The 22,276-nt window shown below is 70.2% G+C and carries 25 protein-coding genes and 2 pseudogenes; 19 read left to right on the top strand and 8 right to left on the bottom strand.

Annotation, left to right across the window (positions count from 1 at the left end):
• Positions 1–170: 170 nt before the first annotated feature.
• Positions 171–998: pseudogene (locus IPV08_RS03835) on the top strand (phage portal protein); the annotation flags it as partial.
• A gap of 5 nt (positions 999–1,003) precedes the next feature.
• Here the strand turns inward: IPV08_RS03835 and IPV08_RS03830 are convergent.
• From IPV08_RS03830 to IPV08_RS03820, 3 genes are all read right to left on the bottom strand, one after another.
• Positions 1,004–1,441 (bottom strand): DUF4440 domain-containing protein, encoded by a 438-nt coding sequence (locus IPV08_RS03830; protein ID WP_207410833.1) that lies wholly within the window; start codon positions 1,439–1,441, stop codon positions 1,004–1,006.
• Between the two features lie 165 nt (positions 1,442–1,606).
• A complete protein-coding gene (locus tag IPV08_RS03825; protein ID WP_207410832.1) occupies positions 1,607–2,020 on the bottom strand; it encodes a PIN domain-containing protein in 414 nt (137 codons plus the stop codon).
• Positions 2,017–2,253, bottom strand: coding sequence for a type II toxin-antitoxin system VapB family antitoxin (locus IPV08_RS03820; RefSeq protein ID WP_056427074.1), 237 nt, complete (start codon positions 2,251–2,253; stop codon positions 2,017–2,019). The genes IPV08_RS03825 and IPV08_RS03820 overlap by 4 nt, the downstream gene beginning before the upstream one ends.
• An 80-nt stretch (positions 2,254–2,333) precedes the next feature.
• Here IPV08_RS03820 and IPV08_RS03815 point away from each other — a divergent pair, with 80 nt between their 5' ends.
• Together IPV08_RS03815 and IPV08_RS03810 are read left to right on the top strand one after the other, a co-directional pair.
• Positions 2,334–2,867, top strand: coding sequence for an HK97 family phage prohead protease (locus tag IPV08_RS03815; protein WP_207410831.1), 534 nt, complete (start codon positions 2,334–2,336; stop codon positions 2,865–2,867).
• A complete protein-coding gene (locus tag IPV08_RS03810) occupies positions 2,864–4,177 on the top strand; it encodes a phage major capsid protein (RefSeq protein WP_207410830.1) in 1,314 nt (437 codons plus the stop codon). Before IPV08_RS03815 ends, IPV08_RS03810 begins: the two co-directional genes overlap by 4 nt.
• A 120-nt stretch (positions 4,178–4,297) precedes the next feature.
• Here the strand turns inward: IPV08_RS03810 and IPV08_RS03805 are convergent, their stop codons facing one another.
• Positions 4,298–6,031 carry a hypothetical protein gene (locus tag IPV08_RS03805; RefSeq protein WP_207410829.1) on the bottom strand — a complete coding sequence of 578 codons (1,734 nt, stop codon included), beginning with the start codon at positions 6,029–6,031 and terminating at the stop codon, positions 4,298–4,300.
• 465 nt (positions 6,032–6,496) lie between these two features.
• On the opposite strand from IPV08_RS03805, the gene IPV08_RS03800 reads away from it, so the two are divergent.
• The gene (locus IPV08_RS03800; RefSeq protein WP_156467747.1) at positions 6,497–6,718 is read left to right on the top strand and encodes a hypothetical protein; all 222 of its coding nucleotides are present in this window, start codon (positions 6,497–6,499) and stop codon (positions 6,716–6,718) included.
• A gap of 187 nt (positions 6,719–6,905) precedes the next feature.
• Here IPV08_RS03800 and IPV08_RS03795 read toward each other — a convergent pair whose 3' ends face one another.
• Together IPV08_RS03795 and IPV08_RS03790 are read right to left on the bottom strand one after the other, a co-directional pair.
• Positions 6,906–7,769, bottom strand: coding sequence for a trypsin-like serine protease (locus tag IPV08_RS03795; protein ID WP_056426786.1), 864 nt, complete (start codon positions 7,767–7,769; stop codon positions 6,906–6,908).
• Positions 7,770–7,876: 107 nt separating this feature from the next.
• Positions 7,877–8,626: a S1 family peptidase gene (locus IPV08_RS03790; RefSeq protein WP_246747770.1), complete on the bottom strand. Its 750-nt coding sequence runs from the start codon at positions 8,624–8,626 to the stop codon at positions 7,877–7,879.
• 50 nt (positions 8,627–8,676) lie between these two features.
• Here IPV08_RS03790 and IPV08_RS03785 point away from each other — a divergent pair, with 50 nt between their 5' ends.
• From IPV08_RS03785 to IPV08_RS03740, 10 genes are all read left to right on the top strand, one after another.
• On the top strand, positions 8,677–9,237 hold the full coding sequence (locus IPV08_RS03785; RefSeq protein WP_207410827.1) for a hypothetical protein: 561 nt from the start codon (positions 8,677–8,679) through the stop codon (positions 9,235–9,237).
• Between the two features lie 22 nt (positions 9,238–9,259).
• The gene (locus tag IPV08_RS03780; RefSeq protein WP_207410826.1) at positions 9,260–9,607 is read left to right on the top strand and encodes a head-tail adaptor protein; all 348 of its coding nucleotides are present in this window, start codon (positions 9,260–9,262) and stop codon (positions 9,605–9,607) included.
• A complete protein-coding gene (locus IPV08_RS03775) occupies positions 9,604–10,044 on the top strand; it encodes a DUF3168 domain-containing protein (RefSeq protein ID WP_207410825.1) in 441 nt (146 codons plus the stop codon). The genes IPV08_RS03780 and IPV08_RS03775 overlap by 4 nt, the downstream gene beginning before the upstream one ends.
• A 62-nt stretch (positions 10,045–10,106) precedes the next feature.
• A complete protein-coding gene (locus IPV08_RS03770; RefSeq protein WP_207410824.1) occupies positions 10,107–10,514 on the top strand; it encodes a phage major tail protein, TP901-1 family in 408 nt (135 codons plus the stop codon).
• On the top strand, positions 10,514–10,837 hold the full coding sequence (locus IPV08_RS03765) for a gene transfer agent family protein (protein WP_207410823.1): 324 nt from the start codon (positions 10,514–10,516) through the stop codon (positions 10,835–10,837). The genes IPV08_RS03770 and IPV08_RS03765 overlap by 1 nt, the downstream gene beginning before the upstream one ends.
• Positions 10,834–11,052: a phage tail assembly chaperone gene (locus IPV08_RS03760; protein ID WP_207410822.1), complete on the top strand. Its 219-nt coding sequence runs from the start codon at positions 10,834–10,836 to the stop codon at positions 11,050–11,052. Before IPV08_RS03765 ends, IPV08_RS03760 begins: the two co-directional genes overlap by 4 nt.
• Before the next feature lie 252 nt (positions 11,053–11,304).
• Positions 11,305–11,877, top strand: coding sequence for a phage tail tape measure protein (locus IPV08_RS03755; protein ID WP_207410821.1), 573 nt, complete (start codon positions 11,305–11,307; stop codon positions 11,875–11,877).
• 73 nt (positions 11,878–11,950) lie between these two features.
• Positions 11,951–12,586: a DUF2460 domain-containing protein gene (locus IPV08_RS03750; RefSeq protein WP_207410820.1), complete on the top strand. Its 636-nt coding sequence runs from the start codon at positions 11,951–11,953 to the stop codon at positions 12,584–12,586.
• Positions 12,587–12,601: 15 nt separating this feature from the next.
• Positions 12,602–13,495: a DUF2163 domain-containing protein gene (locus tag IPV08_RS03745; protein WP_207410819.1), complete on the top strand. Its 894-nt coding sequence runs from the start codon at positions 12,602–12,604 to the stop codon at positions 13,493–13,495.
• 19 nt (positions 13,496–13,514) lie between these two features.
• The gene (locus tag IPV08_RS03740) at positions 13,515–14,009 is read left to right on the top strand and encodes an NlpC/P60 family protein (RefSeq protein ID WP_207410818.1); all 495 of its coding nucleotides are present in this window, start codon (positions 13,515–13,517) and stop codon (positions 14,007–14,009) included.
• Here the strand turns inward: IPV08_RS03740 and IPV08_RS03735 are convergent.
• Both IPV08_RS03735 and IPV08_RS03730 read right to left on the bottom strand, forming a co-directional pair.
• Positions 13,976–14,257, bottom strand: coding sequence for an XRE family transcriptional regulator (locus tag IPV08_RS03735; protein ID WP_056426820.1), 282 nt, complete (start codon positions 14,255–14,257; stop codon positions 13,976–13,978). The genes IPV08_RS03740 and IPV08_RS03735 overlap by 34 nt on opposite strands.
• Positions 14,254–14,595, bottom strand: coding sequence for a type II toxin-antitoxin system RelE/ParE family toxin (locus IPV08_RS03730; protein ID WP_348646068.1), 342 nt, complete (start codon positions 14,593–14,595; stop codon positions 14,254–14,256). Before IPV08_RS03730 ends, IPV08_RS03735 begins: the two co-directional genes overlap by 4 nt.
• Before the next feature lie 82 nt (positions 14,596–14,677).
• Here IPV08_RS03730 and IPV08_RS03725 point away from each other — a divergent pair.
• The 5 genes and pseudogenes from IPV08_RS03725 (at position 14,678) to IPV08_RS03705 (ending at position 22,268) form a co-directional block, all read left to right on the top strand.
• Positions 14,678–18,578: pseudogene (locus tag IPV08_RS03725) on the top strand (glycoside hydrolase/phage tail family protein).
• Positions 18,579–18,603: 25 nt separating this feature from the next.
• The gene (locus IPV08_RS03720) at positions 18,604–20,169 is read left to right on the top strand and encodes a DUF2793 domain-containing protein (protein ID WP_207410817.1); all 1,566 of its coding nucleotides are present in this window, start codon (positions 18,604–18,606) and stop codon (positions 20,167–20,169) included.
• A gap of 79 nt (positions 20,170–20,248) precedes the next feature.
• Positions 20,249–20,944, top strand: a complete 696-nt coding sequence (locus tag IPV08_RS03715; protein ID WP_207410816.1) for a lysozyme — start codon at positions 20,249–20,251, stop codon at positions 20,942–20,944.
• A gap of 42 nt (positions 20,945–20,986) precedes the next feature.
• The gene (locus tag IPV08_RS03710) at positions 20,987–21,511 is read left to right on the top strand and encodes a hypothetical protein (protein WP_207410815.1); all 525 of its coding nucleotides are present in this window, start codon (positions 20,987–20,989) and stop codon (positions 21,509–21,511) included.
• 406 nt (positions 21,512–21,917) lie between these two features.
• Positions 21,918–22,268 (top strand): hypothetical protein, encoded by a 351-nt coding sequence (locus IPV08_RS03705; protein WP_207410814.1) that lies wholly within the window; start codon positions 21,918–21,920, stop codon positions 22,266–22,268.
• Positions 22,269–22,276 lie beyond the last annotated feature (8 nt).

The raw sequence follows: 22,276 nt of genomic DNA, 5'->3' as shown, positions 1-22,276 counted from the left end.
AGCGCCCCGATCAACGGTTAGCCCTCCCAATGACGGGGGGACGGGCATAATCCCCGCTACGGAATTGATTCGGTTCGACTGCAATCAATTTCATCGGGTGTTCCTCACCCGGCCGTCCGAAACGAACGCGCCTCGCCTTAGGGCTTGGTGCATCTGCTCCATAAGACCGGGGGAACGCCTATCTCGAAGCCTTGAGCCTCGATGGCACCCCGCGCGAACTCCACGCTCTCCGTCCGGACCGGATGCGGGTGGTGCCCGGCCCCGATGGATGGCCCATCGCCTACGACCATACCGTGGGCGGGCGGGTTCTGCGGCACGACCAGACCCGCGAGGGCGTGCCGCCGATCCTGCACCTCACCCTGTTCCACCCGGCCGACGACCATTACGGTCTGTCGCCGATGGAGGCGGCGGCGGTGGCGCTCGACATCCACAACGCCGCCGGGGCCTGGAACAAGGCGCTCCTCGACAATGCCGCCCGGCCCTCCGGGGCGCTGGTCTATGCCACCTCCACCGGCGCGACCTTGAGCGACGCGCAGTTCACCCGCCTCAAGGGCGAGCTGGAGGCGAATTACCAGGGCGCGGCCAATGCCGGGCGGCCGCTGCTGCTGGAGGGCGGCCTCGACTGGAAGCCGCTCTCGCTCTCGCCGAAGGACATGGATTTCGTGGAGGCGAAGGCCGCCGCCGCCCGCGAGATCGCCCTGGCCTTCGGCGTGCCGCCCCTGCTGCTCGGCCTCGCGGGCGACAACACCCACGCCAATTACGCCGAGGCCAACCGCGCCTTCTACCGGCAGACGGTGATCCCGCTGGCGCGCCGCACCGCAGAGAGCCTCGCCCAATGGCTGGAACCCGCCTTCGGCCCCGCCCGCCTGGAGCCCGACCTCGACGCCATCGAGGCCCTGGCGCCGGAGCGGGAATCGCTCTGGCGCCGGGTCCAGGCGGCGGACTTCCTCACCGAGGCGGAGAAACGCGAGGCCGTGGGCTACGGGACGGCGTTATAGGTTCGTCAGTTCCAGGTGTGCAGCACCGTGCGCCAGTCCTTGCCCTCGCGCTCCAGGACGTTGACCCAGTTGCCCTCGAACGTCTTCTTCGCGCCCCCCTCGCCGGGGCCGGACATGGACCAGCGCCCGGTGACGAGGAGAACGTCCCCCTTCATCTGCGCCGAGTTGACCTTGATCGCGTGCTCCTCGAACCCCTTCGCCTTCAGCCCGGCGAAGAAGGCGCCGATCTTGTCGGCGCCGGACACCGCTGCGCCCTTCGGGATCACCATCGCATCGGTGGCGTAGAGGGCTTTGAGGCTGTCCATGTCGCCGGAATTGTAGGTCTTGTCCCAGCGGGCCGCCGCGGCCTGGGCATCGGCGGTGGGATCCGCGGCCGAGGCCGGGATCGGTCCAAGCAGGCACAGCAGAACGGATGCGATGCATAGCTTAACGCTCAAGCTCATGATGATCCCCCGTTTCCGATTCGCAGTCGATCGAAGTCGAATAATGTCACTGATCTGCGATCAGGAAAGCGAAATCTTGGTCTATCCGGGCGGATATTGCCAACCCGGACCATCGTCTCGATCGGGGCGCGACGGTTCGGGTGTCACGTCGATCGGGCCGGTGGCTTAGCCGGAAGGTCCGGCCCAAACGATATCCGTGAGGGTGAAATCCTCGCCCTTGAACAGCAGGACCGCCTGATGGGCTCTCGCGCAGGCATAGGCGTGGCAATCGCCCATGTTGAGGGACGCCGGATGCCGGCCCTTGCCGAAGCGCTCATAGGCTTCGACGGCGAGTTCGAACTCACGCCCGGCAATCGGAACGAGGCGGATTTCCGCCTCCTCGCAAGTCAGGCGAACCCGTTCGCGGGCCGCCTCGACCGTGAAGGCGTAGCTGCGCACGAGGCCCGCGATGGTTTCCCAGAGCGAGAGTGCCGAACACAGCCTGTCGGGATCGGTCTCCAGGATATCCGCGAACGCGTCGGCTTCCGCCTCGCCGGCGATGATCGCGATCAGGGCGGAGGCATCGACGAAGAGCGTCACTCTCCGCTCAGGTCGTCGAAGAAGGCCTTGTCGGCGGCCTGCCCCGTGGGCTTCGGCAGCGGATGACGGGCCCTCAAGGCGGCGAGGCGTTCGCGCAGCGGCACCGGCGGTGTCAGGCGGCTCAGTTCGGCCGTGACGGCCCGGCGCACGGCCTCGGATTTGGTGACGCCGGACGCTTTCGCGAGCTTCACCACGAGGCCCGCCGTCTCGTCGTCCTTGATGTAGAGCGGCACGCGCACCTCCGGGATATCCTCGGCATGATGAGGATATCCCGCCCTCTCCCCACTGTCACCCCACCCTTCGGGAGCCCACCATGGACGGCCATTTCACCGGCTATGCCAGCCTGTTCGGCGTGCCCGATCTCGGCAACGACGTCGTGTCCGCCGGCGCCTTCGCGGTGAGCCTCGGCGAGCGCGGGGCCGCGGGTGTGCGGATGCTGTTCCAGCACGATCCGGCCGAGCCGATCGGGCGGTGGCTCTCCCTGCGCGAGGATGCGCGCGGCCTGCGGGTGGAGGGGCTGATCAACCTCGCCGTCCAGCGCGGGCGCGAGGTCGACGCGCTGATGCGCGAGGGCGGCCTCGACGGTCTGTCCATCGGCTTTCGCACCTTGCGGTCGAGCCCGCAGCGCGGCGGCCTGCGCCGCCTGCTCGCCATCGACCTCTGGGAGATTTCCCTCGTCACCTTCCCGCTCCTGCCCGGCGCCCGCGCCGCCGCGCCGGACGGGACGGTGACGCCCCTCGCCCGCGAGTTGCGCGCCTTCGCGCACCGGCTCGCGCCGCGTGGCGCGCCGTCCCCCCGGACGGCCTCCGCCCCTTCCCCCTTCACCCAGCAGACGAGGTTCGCATGAGTGTTCACGTTTCGCCGAGCGCCCCGGAGACCAAGGCCGATCCGCACGGCTTTCTGGAAAACCACGCCCTTCTGGAAAACAAAGCGGCGCGCCCCGCCTCCGACGCCGAAATCGGCGCCGCGATGGGCGAACTCTCCCGCGCCTTCGAGGCCTTCAAGGAGACCAATGACGGCCGGCTCGCCGAACTTGAGGGGCGCCGCTCGGGCGATGTCCTCACCGAGGAGAAGCTCGCCCGCATCGACGCGGCCCTCGACTCGACGCGGACCCGCCTCGACCGCCTGACCCTGGACGGCCGCCGTCCGCCCCTGGGTGGTGATGGGCCGACCCGTCCGGACCCGGCTTCCGTGGAGCACAAGGCCGCCTTCGACCTCTATGTCCGAGCGGGCGAGAGCGGCGGGCTGAAGCGCCTGGAGGAGAAGGCGCTCTCGGCCGGCTCCGGCCCCGATGGCGGCTATCTCGTGCCGCAGGCCATCGAGCGGGACGTGCTGAAGCGGCTCGCCAACCTCTCGCCGATCCGGGCGCTCGCCACGGTGCGCACCATTTCGGGCGGGCTCTACAAGCGCGCCGTCTCCACCACCGATGCGGTCTCGGGCTGGGTCGCCGAGACCGCGGCGCGGCCACAGACGGACGCTCCGTCCCTCTCAGAACTGAGCTTCCCGGCCATGGAACTCTACGCCATGCCGGCGGCGACCCAGACGCTCCTCGACGACGCCATCGTCGATATCGACGCCTGGCTCGTCGACGAGGTGGAGACCGCCTTCGCCGAACAGGAAAGCGTCGCCTTCGTCACCGGCAACGGGGTCAGCCGCCCGCGCGGCTTCCTCAGCGTGGACAATGTCGAGAATTCCGCCTGGGTACCGGGCAAGCTCGGCTTCGTCGCCACGGGCGCGGCGGGGGCCTTCCCCAGCGCCAACCCGTCCGACGTGCTGTTCGACCTCGTCTATGCCCTGCGCGCCGGCTACCGCCAGAACGCCAGCTTCGTGATGAACCGCAAGGTCCAGAGCACGATCCGCAAGATGAAGGATGCCGACGGCAACTACCTGTGGCAGCCGCCGGTCTCGGCCGACAGGATCGCGACCCTCCTCGGCTTCCCCGTGGCCGAGGCCGAAGCGATGCCGGATGTCGCGGCCAACAGCCTGTCCATCGCCTTCGGCGACTTCAAGCGCGGCTATCTCGTGGTGGACCGCGCCGGCCTGCGCGTCCTGCGCGACCCCTACTCGGCCAAGCCCTACGTGCTGTTCTACACCACCAAGCGCGTCGGCGGCGGCGTGCAGGATTTCGACGCGATCAAGCTGCTGAAATTCGCGTGAGGCAACGGGGCGGGTCGGCCGGTCACCGGGGGGCGGTCCGCCACGACATTCCGGCGATAGGAGGCTGACGCTCGCCCCGCCGAGTCGCAACCGAGGCGGTGAGAGGGGGGGGCGTGCTCCTCAGGTGGCCCCGGTGACGAGGGCGATCATCGCCTCGTCACCGGGTCTCGTCGGGCGAAGCTTGACGGGCTGCTGCCCATGGAACCGCCATGCCCGTCCATCGCGGTTCTGCCGTCCGTCGAACGTGGCTTCCGTGGTGCGATATCCCGAAAGGGTCAGGACCACGCCATGATGTCCGTCCGGGCAGGGGATCGCCACGGTCCTCCCCGTATCCTCCTTCCACAGCGCCACGGATCTGGACCCGTCCTTGCGGCCGGTGCGGTTCGCACGTTCGATTAGAGCAAGGGAGGTGAAGGTGAGGACGGACGACCCAGGGTCGTCGGCCAGCACCGTAGCGTAGCGCGCGGGCCATCTCTCCGGCACCTGCGGCCCATCCATGAGCAAGGCGAAGACGAGACTCGGGCCGATGGAACGCAGCACGGTATGACAGGGGTCGACCCGGGCCATATCCTCGCAGATCATCGTGGTGAACGTCGATGCTTCACGAAACACGTTCACGTGGATTTCCCGTTTGGGGACCATCGTCTTCTCCCACCACGTCACGCGAGGATCGAGGGCGGCGGCCAGGGCATAGGTCGAGATCTGCGATTCATCGAGGCGCCAGCGATGGTGCTTCGAACGACTCGTCGTGATCGTGCGCGCAAGCCAATCGGGATTGCTGGACTTGAACACGCTCGAGAGCGCGACGTTCGCGACCTCGCCCTTGCAGTTCATGCTCGATCCGGCGACCAGGAATTCGATCGACGGAAAACGGGTGACGACGGCCTCGACGATCCTTTCGTAGATCGGCCAGTCGAGCGCGAGCTCCGGGAAAACCACGCCGTGGAGATGGCCGACATCCTCCATCGACCGTTCGATGAGCTTGATCGTGAAGGCGATGAGAGCGTCGCGCCGGGTCATTCCCCGCGGCTGCCTGCGCCCATTCAACCATTGCTGCTGAAGCTCGAACCACCCCCAGGGCGTCGTATTCGTGACCCCCGAACGATCGGCGTCCTCGGGGGTCAGGCGAACGTGTCCCTTGAACCACTGGGCCGAGATCTGGAATGGGTAGGGGATCAAGAGCAGGTTGAGCGCGTCGTCGTCATCGGACCTCAGCGGTCCGGGCGGCCGTTGCCAGCACGCACGGACGATCCCGCGAGGCGGGAGCGTCGCGAGGTTGTGACTGAAGGTCCGGAGCGTGCAGCCCATCGGAGGTGTGCGCGATTTGGGTTGAACGCAGACCACGTCTGGATCGGCCTGCATGCAGACGGTCGAGTGCTGGGGAAAGTACGTGATGTGGGCTTGCGCCTTCTCCAGCAGGCTCTGGTAGATCCGTTCCTGCGAGCTGTACCAGGCATCGTAGACCCAGCTTGTCGCCGCGCTTCCGGAAGGGACGACCTCGCGGGTCGTTCCGTATCCGAGATCGGCACAGGCTTCGTCCGCGATGACGAGGAGACCGATGGCCGGAAGCCACCAGCGGGCGGGGGGCGCATGAGGGCGATGCTCGACGAACACCGGGTGGCCGGCACATTTACCGACCTCGCTCCATAAGCGCGTCACCAGTTCCGGAACGGCGGCATGGCCCATCCACGTCTGCCCGGACTTCACCCATTCGGCATGCTCGTCGAGGTCCATCAGCAGGGCCGACGCACTCCAATTCGCAGGTTCGTCTCGGGGCACGAGATAGTGGTAGGCGCCCGCCGTCTCCAGAAGATAGGCGGCGACGGCAAACAGATCCGCCGGGTAGTCCGGCACGGCAGGCCATCCCTCATGTCCTTTGTCCGAAAAGAAGGAGCGCGTTCCGTTGGGGAAAATGCGCGCGACAATTGTGCCGACACTGAGCGAGGCTGACATCGTGGCGCACTTGCAATTCGAAGGGAGACGCGTGAATGCTACCTATGCGTGTCATGGCAGCCTCCGCAAGCGCATCTCTCGAATCCTTTGAAGCGACGCGACATCCCGTGTGGCGCATCGCCGGGGAGCGGCCCTGACATTCGCGTCGGGTGCGATTCACCAGAGGGCAAGATGTTGAGGAGAAGGAACTTTTCCTCTATCGCCACGAACCAAACGGCGCTATCGAAAGAATGATTTAACCGATTATTCGCTTATCTCATGCGAACCGTGGATGGTACGCCCGGTTGTGATTTCCAGATACCCATCGTCACCATTGCCAGGGACGCTCCGAGACGTTCAGCCCTGCAACCCAGCATGGAGCCGCAAATGTCAGCCGTAAGCCCGATCGCCTACCTGAAGGCGCAGCACGTCGCATCACAGGAGGCCAGTGCGCGGCTCGTCGAGCACCTGACACGAGCGGGGATTCCTGCCGAGACCGCTCACCAAGTGGTGGCTCAGCACATCGCAGGATCAGCTGAGCGTCTGCACTCGGAGAACGAGTCCATCTTGGACGCCAATATCCATTGGACGCAGAACGGTCACAACTGATCCAGAAGCCGGAGGGCTGCGGAGCGCCGAGGACAGACACTGCGCCCGGCGAGGCCACCTAGACCGGTGACGACCGAGGCCGTCCACAGTCAAAGCCCACCTCCGTTGAGCGCGTCCCAGAGGCTCGTTTCAAGGCATGACGCCGACGAACGAACGCCGATTCTGAAGAGAATCGACGCTCCGCCCCTCATCGCCGACCCGGCCGCGCCATCCAATCGGAGCGGTTGGAGCGGCGGAAGCTCGCGGGGGCTTCGCTCGGGGAGAGCTGGGCCATCTCGGCGGCGCGGGAGGTGATCCAGCCGGCATGCTGGCCCGTCGGGGTCACCGCCGTGAAGCCGCCGCAGGCGGTGCGGGCGCGCTTGTCCTGGCGCATGGCGCCGCTCGACCAGCTGACCACGCCGACGATCTGGTAGCCGCCCGGACCGCCGCGCAGGATCGGCCCGCCGGAATCGCCGAGGCAGGCGCCGGCCCCCGCCGTCTCGGCGAGCTTGCGCCGGTCCGTCACCACCGTGACCGTGTTGGCGACCTGGAGCGAGCCGATGGAGACGAGATGCGCCTGCCGCAGGGTGCGGGCGGTGTTGCGGCGGTTCTCGGCCACGACGCCGAAGCCGGCGATGTCCACCGACTCGCCGGTGCCGATGGCCCCGCCGCCGCGCGGATCGAGGGGCTGGAAATCGGCCCCCAGGGGCTCGGACAGTTTGATCAGGGCCAGATCGATGCCCGGCTGATCCTCAGGCGTGGTGCCGGGCACGAAATCGGGGTGCATCGACGCCGCGATGGCGGAGATGCGGCGCTGGCGGAACGACCGGTCGACGGCGACGACGCTGTAGCCGGCCTGGTGCATGACGCAATGCGCGGCGGTGAGGACGAGATCGGGACCGATGAGCGTGCCCGAGCAGATCTCGCCCTGGGTGCTCTCGATGCGCACCACCGAGGCGCGCAAACCATTGGGATCACGGGAGACTTCGCCGTTGATCACGGCGAGCGCCGGAGCCGGGACGAGACCGACCAGCGCCGTGACGGCGACCCTTCGCAGCGCGGTCGTGAACATCGTGTCTCTCCCGCGCCCGGCATGAGCCCCGGACGTCCCTGGAATGAAGCCTAGCGTAAGGCAATCCCTCGGCCAAGCTCCGGTTCCGTCGCTGAGGCAGTGCGGCGTCAGGGGGCGGACCAGCCGGCGGAGCGGCCCCAGCCCGCGAGGGTCCGGTCGATCCAGTCGCGCTGCGGCCCCAGCAGGACGCCTTGTGAGATGCTACCGCAGGCCCCGCCCCCGACCCAGGCGGAGACGGCCAGCGGCGGCGCTCCGGGCGCATCCGCGATCGGCCCGCCGGAATCGCCCTGGCAAGCGCCGGATGCGCCGCCGGACGGCTTCATCCAGACCAGGATGCGGCTCTGCCCATAGGGCTCGACCACGGGGAGGACGGCGCTGCGGAAGGTGCCGGTGGTGCGTGCCTCGCCCGGTTTCGAAACGCCGTAGCCGGAGAGGACGAGGCTCTCGCCGGCGCGCGGCAGTGCGGCGCTCAACGGGGTCGGCCGGAAGCGGCCGGGAAGCGGCGTGGCGGTGCGGACGAGGGCCAGATCGATGGAGCGCCGACGCCCGGCGATGGCGCCTGCATCGTAGCCGGGATGGACCGCGCGGGCCGCGAGATCGACCAGAACCGGCTGGCCCGCCTCGTCGCGAAAATGCACCCGGTGCTCCGCGCCGCCCTGGCGGGGGCCCGCCGCCACGCAATGGCCCGCCGTCAGCACCGAATCCTGCGCCACGACGATGCCGGTGCACACGCCGCCGTTCGAGGACAGCACCATCACGGCCGAGCCGGCCGCCTCCGGCGCCTCGCGTCCGCCGACCACGGCACCGGCCGGCGCGGCGGCGAGGCCGAGCAGCAGCGCGATACCCGCAGACCGCATGTCGAGATCCATTCCGCCCATCCCTTTCACCGTCCCACCCGGAGACGACGATGAATCCGATACGCGTCGATGCCGCCATCGTCGAGCCGGTCACGTCGGCCGACATGCGCGCCCACCTGCGGCTCGACCCCGACGACGATGCGGAGGATGCGCTGGTGGAGAGCCTGATCGCTTCCGCCCGCGCCATGGTGGAACTCGCGACGCGGCGCATCCTGGCGCCCGGACGCTACCGGGTGATGCTCACGGCCTGGCCCCGGGACCGGTTCGTACCCCTTCCCCTGAGCCCCCTCGTCGCCCTGGCGAGCGCCGGCTCGGTGGATGCGACGGGCACCGTCACGGACTTTGCCCCCGGCCTCGTCCGCCTCGCGCCGGATACGGTGGAAGCGCCGGGGCTGATCGTCTCGCCCGCCCTTCCCTCCCTGTACCGGGCCGCCGCCCTGATCGAGGTCGATGCCGGGTATGGCGGATCGGGCCCGCCGATCCCTCCTGCCCTCGCCCAGGCGATCCGGCTCGTGGCGGCGCATGGGTTCGAGCATCGCGGCGACCTGCCGGTGACCCTTGCCCCGATGGTGGAGGCGCTCGTCGCCCCCCACCGCCGGATGCGCCTCTAACCGTACCGTCCGGAGCTCTGCCATGACGCATCCGCCCATCGGCGCGCGGCGACGCCGCTACGTGCTCGAACGCTTCGTCGACGACCCGGACGGGTTCGGCGGGCACCTTCGCCGGTTCGTGGCCGGCCCGCTCCTGTGGGGCACGCTGGATTCCACCGGCCATGCCGAGCGTACACGCGGCGGCCGTTCGGATGCGGTGGCGACCCACCGCATCCGCCTCGCCTTCCGGGCGGACGTCACGCCAGCCATGCGGCTCGTTTCCGGCTCGCGCCGCTTCGCCATCCGCGCGGCGGGCGATCCCGACGGGCGCGGGCGCGATCTCGTCTGCGAGGTCGAGGAGCTGATCGAAGCGACGGGGGGCCTGACATGAGCGACGCCCTGTCCCTTCCGGCCAACCCGCTCCTCGCCATGCGGGCCGCCATCCTCACCGTCCTCGGCGGCGATGCGGAGCTCGGCCGGCTCATGGGCGGCGAGGTCCGCATCCATGACGAGCCTCCACGCGGCGCGGCACCCGTCTACGCGCTGTTCGGACCCGCCGAGATGCGGGACGATTCCGTCGACGGCGCGCTGCGCCATACCCATCGGATCGGGCTGATCCTGTTCGCCAGGCCCGGCTCCAGTCGCAGCGCCATCGAGGCTGCAGGCCGGGCCGCCGCCCTGCTGCACGAGGCGCTGCTCTCTCCCGCCGGCCATGCGCTCTCGGTCCTCCGGGTCGAATCCCTCGCCTGCGCCCGTGACGAGCGCAGCGGCGAGACCCGCGCCATCCTCACCCTCCAGGCCGTCACCGAGCGGCTGCCGGCCTCCTGAGCGAGTTCTGCCCCGCATATCCGGCGACCACGTTTGCGAAACCCGCTTTAAGGAGCGACCCCATGAGTGCCCAGAAAGGCAAGGACCTCCTGATTCGGATCAGCGAGGGAACGGGGTTCACGGCGGTGGCCGGCCTGCGCGCCCGGCAGCTCGCCTTCAACGCCGAGACCGTGGACGTGACGAGCGCCGAATCCGTCGGGCGCTGGCGCGAGCTGTTGGCCGGGGCGGGGGTGCGCCGCGCGGCCGTCTCGGGCTCGGGCGTTTTTCGCGACGAGGCCTCCGACGCGCGCCTGCGCCAGATGTTCTTCGACGGCAGCATCGACACGCTGCAGGTCGTGGTGCCGGCCTTCGGCACGATCCAGGGCCTGTTCCAGATCACCAGCCTGGAATATCGCGGCGACCATGCCGGCGAGGTGACCTTCGACATGGCCCTCGAGTCGGCCGGGCCCCTGACCTTTACGAGCCTGTGATGGCGAACCGCAGGCGCGGAGAGGTCTCCGTCGCGATCGGGGACCGGTGCTACACCCTGTGCCTCACCCTGGGAGCCCTGGCCGAACTGGAGGAGGCGCTCGGCGCCACCGATCTCACTGGCCTGGCGGGCCGCTTCGCCGAAGGCCGCCTTGCCAGCCGCGACCTCATCGCGCTTCTCGGCGCGACCCTGCGCGGCGGCGGCCACGACCTCGACGACGCGGCGGTGGCGCGGCTGCCGCTCTCGGGCGGGATCGAACCCATCGCCACGGCCCTCGGCGAGGCGCTGGCCGCCGCCTTCGGAGCCGCGACGCCGGACCCTTGAGCCCCACGGGCGGGATCGGGCCGGAGGCTCCCTCCGCCTTCCCGTGGGACGAGGTCATGGCCCTGGGCCTGAATGCCCTGCGCTGGAGCCCGCGCGACTTCTGGGCGGCGACGCCCCGCGAATTGATGGCCGCACTCGGAGGCTCTAGCCGCCGCGACGCGGCCAGCGCCGCCGACCTGCGGCGGCTGATGAATGCCTATCCCGACCCGTCGTGACGTGGTTCGGCCTTCGATGACGCCCGGCTCCCACGCGAGCCGCGCTGCCTATGAGGGACCTCTTTTCCAAAAAACCACCTCATCCTGAGGTGCGGCGACAGCCGCCTCGAAGGAGCCCTCCAGCCCCCTCTGCGGCTTCTGGAGCCCTCCTTCGAGGCCTTCGCTGCGCTGCGGCACCTCAGGATGAGGTCGCTGGATAGGATGGGGGCGGGGAGAACCGAGCCCCTGAGAAGCGGATGACAGGAGCCGACCATGGCCGAGACCGAGATCGACCGCACCATAGCCGCGCAGGCAAAGCAACTCGGTACCCTGGACAATCTGGCCCAGAAGTTCGGCGACAGCCTGAGCAAGGCCTTCATCAGCACGGTCGGCCCGGCCAAGCAGCTCGATGGAGCCTTGAACTCCCTCGTCACCAAGCTCGCCGGCATGGCGGGCAAGGCCGTCCTCGACCCGGTGAAGGGCGGCATCGAATCCCTGGTGAAGAGCCTCATCAATTCCGGCGCATCGAGCGCGGCCTTCGCCAAGGGCGGCGTGATCGCTGGAGGCCGGGTGCGCCCCTTCGCCAGCGGCGGCGTGGTGGCCGCCCCCACCTACTTCCCGATGCGCGACGGGACGGGCCTGATGGGCGAGGCCGGGCCGGAGGCGATCCTGCCCCTCGCGCGCGGCAGCGACGGGCGGCTCGGGGTCGCCGGCGGGGCGGCGGGGCAGCCGGTCTCCGTCACCGTCCATATCGCGACGCCGGATGCGGAGAGCTTCCGCCGCTCGGAGGCCCAGGTGGCCGCCGCCCTCGCCCGCGCCGTAGCGCGGGGCAGGCGCGCGTCCTGAGCGAGAACGACGCGCGGCCGGCGCGCATCCTGAACAACCACGGCATCCTGAACACCATCCAGGGAGGCCCGCCATGGCCGGTGATTTCCACGAGGTCCGCTTTCCCCTCGACGTGGCCCTGCGCGGCAGCGGCGGGCCGAGCCGGCTCACCGAAATCGTGACCCTCGCCTCGGGGCGCGAGCACCGCAACAGCCGTTGGGCCGATTCGCGGCGGCGCTACGATGCGGGCCTCGGCATCCGCACCCTCGACGCCCTGCACGCGGTCCTGGCCTTCTTCGAAGAGCGGCGCGGGCGCCTCTACGGCTTCCGCTATCGCGACAGGATCGACCATCGCTCGGGGCCGCCGAGCCAGGCAGTGGGGCCGGGCGACCAGCCTCTCGGCCTCGGGGACGGCGCGACGCGGGTGTTTGCCCTCGCCAAGACCTACGGCACCGGGCCGCTGCCCTATCGCCGCCTCATCGCCAAGCCGGTGGCGGAGACGGTGCGGGTGGCGGTGGCCGGTGTCGAGCAGCCGGCCTCTTCCTTCATCTGCGACGGCACCACGGGCCTCGTGACCCTGGCGACGGCCCCCGCCCCGGGCGCGCCGGTGACGGCGGGGTTCTGGTTCGACGTGCCCGTCCGTTTCGACACCGACGATCTCAGCGTGGACCTGCAGGCTTTCAGCGCCGGCGAGATCCCAAACGTGCCGCTCATCGAGATCGTGCCCTGACCGGAGCTTGGATTCATGCGCGACATCCCCGCCGCCCTCGCCGCGCATCTCGCCGGCGGGTCCACCACCCTGTGCCATTGCTGGTCACTGACCCGGCGCGACGGCCTCACCCTCGGCTTCACCGACCATGACCGCGACCTCGCCTTCTCCGGCATCACCTTCGCGGCGCGCTCGGGGTTAGAGGCCGCCGAGGCGAGCGCGGAGCTCGGCTTCGCGGTGGGCGGCGGCGAGGTCGCCGGGGCGCTGACCTCGCTCGGCATCGCCGACGCGGACGTGGCGGGTGGGCTCTACGACGCGGCCGGCATCGAGACCTGGCTCGTGGATTGGACCGACCCGGGAACGCGGCTCCTCCTCGATGTCGGGACCATCGGCGAGATCCGCCGGGCGGGCACCGCCTTCGTCGCGGAACTGCGCGGGCTGATGGACCGCCTCGACGAGGAGCGCGGCCGGACCTTCCGCGCCACCTGCGGGGCGGATCTCGGCGATGCACGCTGCCGCGTCGACCTCGCCGATCCGCGCTACCGAACCACCGGGACCGTTCTCGCGCCGGCGACACCGGGCGACATGCCAGCCACCCTGGCGGGGATTTTCGCCGAGGGTACCTTCACGGGCGGACGGCTCAGCTGGGATTCGGGCGCGAATGCCGGCCTCGCCAACGACGTCCGGGAGCACCGGCAGGCCGAGGGCGGCGTCCTGATCGAACTTTGGCAAGAGCCGCCCCGCGCCATGGCCGCCGGGGACCGGTTCACCCTGACGGCCGGCTGCGACAAGCGCCTCTCCACCTGTGCGGCGGTCTTCGCCAATGCGGTGAACTTCCAGGGATTCCCGCACATGCCCGGCAACGACTTCGTCATGCGCGCCATCCCGGGTTCCAGTACCGCCCTCGACGGCGGCAGCCTGTTCCGTTGAGCCGGCAAAGGAATTGGTCATGCGAAGTTCCGACCGGATCGTCGCCGAGGCACGGGCCTGGATCGGCACGCCCTACCGGCATCAGGCCTCGCTCAAGGGCGTCGGCTGCGATTGCCTCGGGTTGGTCCGGGGAATCTGGCGCGGGCTCCTCGGGCCGGAGCCCGAGACCGCGCCGCCTTATTCGGCCTCATGGGCGGAATCCGCCCTCCCCGGCAGCGACCCGATGGCGGAGGCCGCCCGCCGCCATCTCGCCGCCGTGCGCGATCCTCTGAGCGGCTACACACCGGTAGCAGGCGACGTCCTGCTCTTCGCCTTCCGCTCTCATTTGCCAGCAAAGCACTGCGCGATCGCGAGCGGGGATGGGACGATGATCCACGCCCATGACGGCGCCGCGGTGTCGGAAGTCACCCTCACGCGATGGTGGCGCCGTCACCTGGCGCATGTGTTCCGGTTTCCCGGATGCGTTCCCACCTCGGAAACTCAGGCTGCCTTGCTGACGCGCATCTCGACGTGAAGACCGACCGCGCCCAGCATGTTCACGAGGGAATCGATTGCGAACAGATCGATCTTGCCACGCATCAGATCCGAGATGCGCGGCTGCGTCACACCGAGAATTTTGGCGGCCTCAGTCTGGCTCAAACCTTCGCCCACGATGTGGTTCTGCAAAGCGATCATGAGCGAAGAGCGAAGCTTCATGTTTTCGGCCTCGGCCGAACTGTCCTCGATCGCGTCCCAGACGCTCGAAAATGCCTGTCCGATCATCGTGTCATGTCCCTGATCAAAGTCTCGTAGCGGCTTTTGGCGACCGCGATGTCCTTGGGACTCGTTTTCTGTGTCGCCTTCTTGAAACAATGCAAGACGAAGACGGCGTCCGCCAGCTTGGCGATGTAGATGACCCGGTAGGCTCCCGTCGCCTCGTGCAGGCGAATCTCTCGGACACCAACTCCGATTGAAGTCATCGGCTTCCAATCATCGGGTTCGTGGCCCGACTGCACTCTGTCGAGCTGGTGTCCAGCCTTGCGCCTAGCCGAAAGCGGAAACGCCCGGAGCTGATCGAGCGAGTTACCGACAAACACAACGTCTTTGGATCGCTCTGCCACGCCTCTCTATACAAGATTTTGTATGGCGAGCCAAGGAGAGCGGCCGCGCAAACACATCCCCTCCCTCCCGGAGCCCTCCCGCATGGCCACGCTCATCCTGCAGACAGCCGGGGCGGCTCTCGGGACCGCGCTCGGCGGGCCGATCGGCGGGGCCGTGCTCGGCACGCTCGGCGCCGTGGCCGGTGGTGCGATCGACAGCGCCCTGTTCGGAGCGCGGGCCGGGCCGCGCTTCGTCGAAGGCCCGCGCCTGACCGATGTGGCCGGGCTGTCCTCCACGGAGGGCGAGCCGATCAAGCGGGTCTATGGCCGCGCCAAGGTGGGCGGCACCCTGATCTGGGCGACGCGCCCGCTGGAGGTCGCCAATACCAGCGTCCAGCGCGCCGCGTCCGGGGGCAAGGGCGGCGCCGGCCAGAAGACCGTGACCACGACCTATGCGTATTTCGCCGACCTCGCGGTGGGGCTGTGCGAAGGCGAGATCGCCCATGTCCGCCGGGTCTGGGCCGATGGCCGCGAGATCGACCTCACCACCCTGAATTTCCGCCTGCACCGGGGCGGGGCCGACCAGGCGCCCGATCCGTTGATCGTCGCCAAGGAGGGCGCGGACCGAGCACCGGCCTATCGTGGCCTCGCCTATATGGTGTTCGAGCGTCTGGCGCTCACCGAGTTCGGCAACCGGGTGCCGCAGCTGGCCTTCGAGGTGATCCGCCCCGTGGACGGGCTCGCCGGGATGGTCCGCGCCGTCTGCCTCATTCCCGGCTCGACGGAATTCGGCCTCGACCCCCGCCTCGTCACCGAGGATGCGGGTTTCGGCACCACGCGGGCCGCCAACCGGTTCCAGTTCCAGGAGGCGAGCGACGTCACCGCCTCCCTCGACGCGCTCCAGGCCCTGTGCCCGCGCCTCGCCCGCGTCTCGGTGGTGGCGAGCTGGTTCGGCAGCGACCTGCGCGCGGGCCGATGCACGGTGACGCCAAAGGTCGACCGGCCGGACAAGGCGACCCTCGGCGACACATGGAGCGTCGCCGGGCTGACCCGCGATGAGGTGGAGACGGTCTCGACCGCGCCCATGGGAGGTGCGGCCTATGGTGGCACGCCCTCCGATGCCGGGCTCGGCCGCCTCGTCGCCGAGTTGCGCCGCCGCGGTCTCGAGGTCGTGCTCTACCCGTTCGTGATGATGGACGTGCCCGCCGGCAACGGCCTGCCCGATCCGCGCGACGCGGGCGCGCTCCATCAGCCGCCCTATCCCTGGCGGGGCCGTATCACCTGCGCGCCGGCCCCCGGCCAGCCCGGAAGCCCGGACGGGACCGCCGCTGCGTCCGCGCAGGTCGCGGCCTTCTTCCAGAACCCGGACGGCTATCGCCGTTTCCTTCTCCATTATGCCGACCTCGCCGCCGGCTGGGCGGCCGACGGCGTTTCGCTCTCCGGCTTCATCATCGGCAGCGAGTTCCCGAGCCTCACCCGCGTGCGGGGCGAGGCCGGGCGCTATCCGGCCGTGGAGGCGTTCACGGCGCTGGCCCAGGAGGTGCGCGCCCGCCTCGGGGCCGGCGTGGCCCTGGTCTACGCGGCCGACTGGACCGAATACGGCGCCCATGTCCGCGACGGCGGGGCAACGGTCCGATTCCCCCTCGACACGCTCTTCGCCGATCCCGCCATCGCGGCGGTAGGCATCGACTATTACCCGCCGATCAGCGACTGGCGCGACGGCGAGGACCATGCCGACCTCGCCGAGACCGACAGCCTCTACGACACGGCCTATCTCAAGCGCCGCCTCGGGGCCGGCGAGGCCTTCGATTGGTACTATGCCGACGACGCCGACCGGCGGGCGCAACGGCGCACGCCGATCACCGACGGCGCGGCGGCCAAGCCCTGGATCTACCGGGCCAAGGATCTCGTCTCCTGGTGGTCGAACCCGCATCGCGAACGCGACGGCGGGGTCGAGACCGGCACCACCGCCTGGATTCCCCGATCCAAGCCGATCTGGCTCACCGAGATCGGCGTGCCCGCCGTGGACAGGGGCACCAACGGCCCCAACGTCTTCCCGGACGCGAAATCCTCCGAGAACGCCGCGCCGCCCTTCTCGGCCAATCGTCGCGACGACCTGATCCAGGCCCGTGGCCTCAGCGCCATCCTGACCCGCTTCGATGCGGCGCTGCCTGGTTTCGAGCCGGCTCACAACCCGGTCTCGCCCGTCTATGGCGGCCCGATGGTCGCCGCCGAGTCGGTCTTCGTCTGGTGCTGGGATGCGCGGCCCTTCCCGGCCTTCCCGGATTTCGACACGGTCTGGGCGGATGCGGAGAACTGGTCCCTGGGTCACTGGATCACAGGACGGATCGAGGGGCTGGAGCTCGACCGTCTGATCCGCGCGATTCTCGCCGATCTCGGCATCATCGCGCCGGCCCGGATCGCCGCCGATGCCTGGCTCGACGGCTACGTCATCGACCGGCCGATCTCGGCGCGCGGCGCCCTGGAACCGCTCGCCCAGATCTACGGTCTCGGCGGTGGGCGGCAGGCTCGACATTCAAGGCCCGCGCCGCGAGAGGCCGATCGTCCTGGCGGCCGCCGATCTCGTGCTCACCGAGCGGGACCGGGCGCCGCTCAGCTTCGTCCGCGCCGAGGAATCCGAACTGCCGCGCGCGCTCACCCTCGGCTTCTGCGACGGGGAGAGCACCGATTACCGGAAAGCCAGCGCCTCGGCGATCCGTCCCACCGGCCTGAGACGGCGCGAGAGCAGCGCCGACGCCCCCATCGTCACGCGGCGGGAGAGCGCGGAAGCGCTGGCCGAGGCGCTCCTCGACATGGCCATTGCCGGGCGCGACAGCGCGGGTTTCGCGGTGAGCCCGCGCCGGATCGACCTGGTGCCGGGCGACCTCCTGGCCCTGCCCGGCGCGCGACTGCCCCACCGGATCGTGCGCATCGCCGACAGCGCCGGCGCGCGGCGGATCGAGACCCGTGCGGTCCCGGCCCAGGGGTTCCGCCGCGACGCCTATCGCAGCCCCGACGGGAAATCCCACAGGCCGCCGCCATCCATGGCCGGGCGCCCCTTCGCCCGCGTGCTCGACCTGCCGGTGGACAGGGGCAGCCCGACCATCCTCCAATATCTCGCCGTCTCGGCCGATCCCTGGCCCGGTGAGATGGCCGTCTGGCGCTCCGCCGGCACGGACGGGCCGCTCGGCCTGCACCGGATCGTCGATTACCCCGCCTGCCTCGGCGAGACGCTGACCCCGCTGCCGCCGGGACCGCTCTGGCGCTTCGACCGGGGGACCCGGCTCGATCTGCGCCTGCGCCATGCCGGCGCCCTCTCCTCCATCGCGGAGAGCGACGTTCTGGCGGGCGGGAACCTGTTCGCCCTGGTGGGCAGCGATGGCGGGGTCGAGATCATCGCGGCGGCCGGCGCCGAACTGATCGGTCCCGGTACCTACCGCCTCAGCCGCCTGCTGCGCGGCCTGATGGGGAGCGAGGATCTCAGCCGGCGTGCGAATCCGGCCGGCTGCCTCGTCGTGCGCCTCGACGACGGGGCGGTCGTCCCCCTGGTGGAACGGCTCGACGAGGCCGGCCGGCCCTTCCGCTACCGGATCGGTCCCGCCGGCCGCGACCCCGGCGATCCGAGCTATGTCGAGCTGCAGGCGAGCGCCGGCCTGCTGCCGCTCCGGCCCCTCGCGCCGGTGCACCTGACCGCGCGCCGCGAAGCGGACGGGATCCGGCTCGCCTGGATCCGACGGGCGCGGCGGGACGCGGATGGCTGGGAGCCGGTGGAGATCCCGCATGACGAGGCGGGCGAGACCTACGAGGTCGCGATCCATGCGCCGGACGGCTCGCCCCTCCGGACCGTTCGGACGACCGAGCCGGTGCTCCTCTACCTCGGCTCCGACGAGAGCGCCGATTTCGGCGCGACGCAGACCCACCTCGACGTGAGCGTCGCCCAGATCGGCGCGCTCACCGGCCCCGGCCCCGGCCGCCGCGCCATCCTGCCCGTGCGCTCCGCCTGAGCGCCCACCGATCCGGAGCTCCACCATGTCGCAGATGACGGCCAACCTCGCCCTGCCGCTGATCGCGGCGGGGCAGGCGGGAAAGCACGTGACCCATAACGAGGCTCTAGTGGCGCTCGACAGGCTCGTGCAGCTCGCCTGCCTCGACAAGGACCTGACGTCCCCGCCCGCCTCACCCGCCGAGGGAGACCGCTACCTCGTCGCCGACGCCGCGCCCACCGGCGCCTGGACCGGCCTCTCCGGCCACATCGTCCATTTCCATGACGGCGTCTGGAACGGCCTCGCGCCGAGGGCCGGGTGGCTCGCCTATCTGGCCGACGAGGACGCGTTCTATGGTTTCGACGGCGCCGCCTGGATCGCCCTCTCCCGCACGATCTCGGCCCTGCAGAGCCTCGCCCTGCTCGGCCTCGGCACCGAGGCGGATGCGGAGAACCCGTTCGCGGCCAAGCTCAACAAGGCCCTGTGGACGGCGCGCGGCACGGCGGAGGGCGGCACCGGCGACCTGCGCTTCGCCCTGAACAAGGCGGCCACGGCCAACGTCCTGTCGCTGCTGCTCCAGACCGGATTCTCGGCGCGCGCCGAGATCGGCCTGATCGCCGACGATGGCCTGTCCGTGAAAGTCTCGGCGGATGGGACGAACTGGGCCCATGCCTGGCGGGCCCAGGCGAATAACGGCTTCGTCGGTTTCGGCTCGGCTGCGTCGCCGGGCGGCCCGGTGCCGGGTGCTCCGGTCTCCGTCTCGGGCTCGTCGAGTGCCGCCCTGATCCAGCTCGAATGCTACAGCCCGGGCGCGCCGGTGGTGAACATCACGACGCGCATCGCCCGCGGCACCCCGGCCGCCCCGACGGGCATCCTCGCGGGAGACCGGTTCTTCGGTTTCTTCGGCCGTGGCTACCATGCGGCGGGCGGGTTCTCCGGCAACATGGTCACCTTCAACGGTGTCGCCGAAGAGGATTTCACCGCCACGGCGCAGGGCACGTTCGTCGATTTCCAGACGACGGACATCGGCACGAGGTCACGCCGGTCCGTGGTCAAGTTCAGGGGCAACGGCGCCCTCGAACTCATCCCCCGCACCGGCACGCCGAGCGCAGGGCTCGCACCCGGGCAGATCCTGTTCGACGGCACCGCCACCGCGTTCAAGGTCTATGACGGGACGCGCTGGTCCCGCCTCACCGACCTGCCCCGGTTCGCAGCCGCCATGGCCGCCGACATGACGATTCCGGCGGGCGCCTGGGCGAAGGTGGCGTTCAACACCGCCGAGGTGAACGACCAGGGCGCGTTCGTGCCCGCGACGAACCGGTTCGTCGCCCCCGAGGCCGGCACCTACACGTTCGGCGCGGGCCTCGCCTTCCGCAAGAGCGGCAACGCCGCGCCCACCGCGCTCCAGGCCCGGCTCTACCGCAACGGCGCGGCGTCCCCGCGCCACCGGGCGGGCGTGACCGGCCTGGTCGACGGCGTCTCGACCCTCGCTCTCACGGCGACCCTCGCCCTGGCGGCGGGCGACACCGTGGAGGTGTTCGCGCAGTTCACCGGCGCCGAGGGCGGCATCCTCGCCGCCGACACGACGTTCTGGGGCCTCTCCGTGCCCTGAACCGCCCGGGAGGCGGTGCCCTCCCGGATCGCGCGTCGCCGGACGACGCCTCTCCCCCGTTCCAGACCCGGAGTGAACCATGGACCTCAGCGCCATCGGTAGTGCCGTGCTCGTCGCCCGCGAAGGCCGCCGCCTCGACGCCTATCGCGATTCCGTCGGCATCTGGACCATCGGAATCGGCCATACCAGCGCGGCGGGGCCGCCCGTGGTGACCCAGGGCCTGCGTCTGACGGCGGCGGAATGCGACGCCGTCTTCGCCCGCGATGTCGGCCGCTTCGTGCGCACCGTCGCGGCGGTGGTGCCAAGCGATCTGCCCGACCATGCCTTCGACGCCCTGGTCTCCCTCTGCTTCAACATCGGCGAAGGCGCGTTCCGGCGCTCGACCGTCGTGCGCCGCCTGAAGGCCGGGGACCGCGCGGGGGCCGCCGAGGCGATCCTGATGTGGAACCGGCCTGCCTCCCTGATCCCGCGCCGGAGGGCCGAATACGACCAGTTCCGCACGCCCTACGCGACCTCCCTGCCGCGCGCCCGCTCCACCGATCCCGCCGTCATCCCGCGCCCGGCCGAGACGACCGCATTGCCCGCGAGCCCGGCGCGGGAGCAACCCGAAGCGGGGCCGGGACTCGTGACGGGCCCGGCCGTCGGCTCCGAGCGCCGCCCCCTCCCCCGCACGCCCTCGATTCGGACCGCGCCGCCGCAGCGCAGCGTCGCGCCCGCCAGTGCCTGGGCTCAGTTCACGGCGTCCCTCCGGGCCCTGTTCGGCCCAGGGGCCTGATCCCGAAAAGCCCGCTCCCCCTGCCGCATCCCGGAGATCGTCATGAAACCCTCGTTCCTCGTCCTCGGCGGCCTTGCCGTGCTGCTCTCCTCCTGCGCCGCCTCGCCCTGCATGGCGGCGACGGCGGAAACCGCCATCCTCCTGCCCTGGGGCGATGCCGCGATCGCCCTCGCCCAGATCGTCACCGCCTTCCTGGTGCCCCTGGCGATCACCGCGGCGACCGCCGCATTGGCGCGGATCGCCGGCCCGTTGCAGGTCCTGATCACGACCACCCTGGTCGAGCGTCTCGTGCGCAATGTCGGCGATTACGCGATCAATGCCGTAACCGGCGCCGTACGCGGGCGGACCTTGTCGGTGCCGGTGGGCTCGGCCGTGATCGCGCGCGCGGTTCAACGGGCCCTCGACCAGGCGCCGGCCTGGCTGGTGACGGCGGCGGGCGGGGCGGAGGGGCTCGCGGAGAAGGTCTTCCGCAGCCTGCCCCTCGATGAGGAGGCCACGACGGGCAACACCCTGCCCCCCGCCCTCGACGCCCTGCGGGCGAGACAGGGCACGGTGTCCCCGGTCTGAGCTGCGTTCCGTGGACCGAGGGCTACGACATCCGCACATCTCGCGGGCTGTGCTGGCGAGCCCTCTCCTGGAAGGCAGGGCGATGGCATATGATACCACGCCGTCATTCCGGGTCGCCACAGGCGAGCCCGGACCCGGAGGGCCGCGCTAGAGGCGTGCAATCCAGAGCCGCCGACAGTGTAAAGTCCTGCACCACTTGTGTTTCTGGATCCCGGGCTCCGCTGCGCGGACCCGGGATGACGGGGTGGTGCCAGCGGGTTTCTAACAGGCAAATCGGCATATGCGGTCGCCCTGCCTGGAAGGAGAGGGCACCCGGCGCGCCTTAGGTCGCGGACCTGCTTGGAAAGAGCGAACAGCCGTCGAGCAGATGGGTGAGCCCATTCGGGGCAGCGGAGGGGAGATTCCCATGGACAGGATCGCACTCGAAGCCGCCCGACTGCTGTTCTCGGAGGAGGGCGCGGGCTGGATCGTCGCCGCCCTTCTCGGCTTCGCCTGCCTGCATCTCTACCGGGAGGTGGGCCGGGCGCAGGAAGCCCGGATCGGCGAGGCCGGCGCCACGGCGACGGCTCTGGAACGGGCCTCGCAGGCGAACTCGGCCGTGGCTCTGGCCATCGAGAGCCGCACGCGCGTGCTCGAGGACCTGTCCCGGCTGGCCGGCGAGATCTCGCGCGGTGTCGATCGCGGCGACGAGCGTGCGCGGGAGAAGTTCGACGAGATCCTGCGCCGCCTCTCGGAACCCCGCCACGAGGGCCGATGACGCCCAGG

It is taken from the genome of Methylobacterium sp. SD274 (assembly GCF_017355285.1).
In the GTDB taxonomy this organism is placed as follows: domain Bacteria; phylum Pseudomonadota; class Alphaproteobacteria; order Rhizobiales; family Beijerinckiaceae; genus Methylobacterium.
This window is presented reverse-complemented; position numbering and strand designations above follow the sequence as displayed.